This window comes from Neptuniibacter marinus (assembly GCF_001597725.1).
Taxonomy (GTDB): domain Bacteria; phylum Pseudomonadota; class Gammaproteobacteria; order Pseudomonadales; family Balneatricaceae; genus Neptuniibacter; species Neptuniibacter marinus.
The window spans coordinates 1-344 of sequence record NZ_LUTR01000063.1 but is presented as its reverse complement, the minus strand read 5'-3'; the positions used below and the strand labels follow the sequence as shown (position 1 = coordinate 344).

2 tRNA genes are annotated in these 344 nt (G+C 52.3%); both read right to left on the bottom strand.

What is annotated here, in order from left to right:
* Positions 1-77, bottom strand: a tRNA-Asp gene (locus A3774_RS16060).
* 140 nt (positions 78-217) lie between these two features.
* Positions 218-293, bottom strand: a tRNA-Val gene (locus A3774_RS16055).
* Between the last annotated feature and the right edge of the window lie 51 nt (positions 294-344).

Here is a 344-nt window from a genome sequence, read left to right as displayed (position 1 = left end):
TGGCGGAATGGACGGGACTCGAACCCGCGACCCCCTGCGTGACAGGCAGGTATTCTAACCAACTGAACTACCACTCCACATAATACGGGACTCGAACCCGCGACCTCGATCTCCACCTTGAGTGACAGACCGCTATCCCAAAGAAGTGAACTACCACTCCACATAATACGGGACTAAACCCGCTCTCTATAACGCCAAAGCATTATCGAGTGCTTAGTGGTGGGCGTGGAGAGGCTCGAACTCCCGACATTCGCCTTGTAAGGGCGACGCTCTCCCAACTGAGCTACACGCCCACTAAGCAGATTAGCTTTTATACGATCTTCTCAGCATTTCGAAAAGAAAGA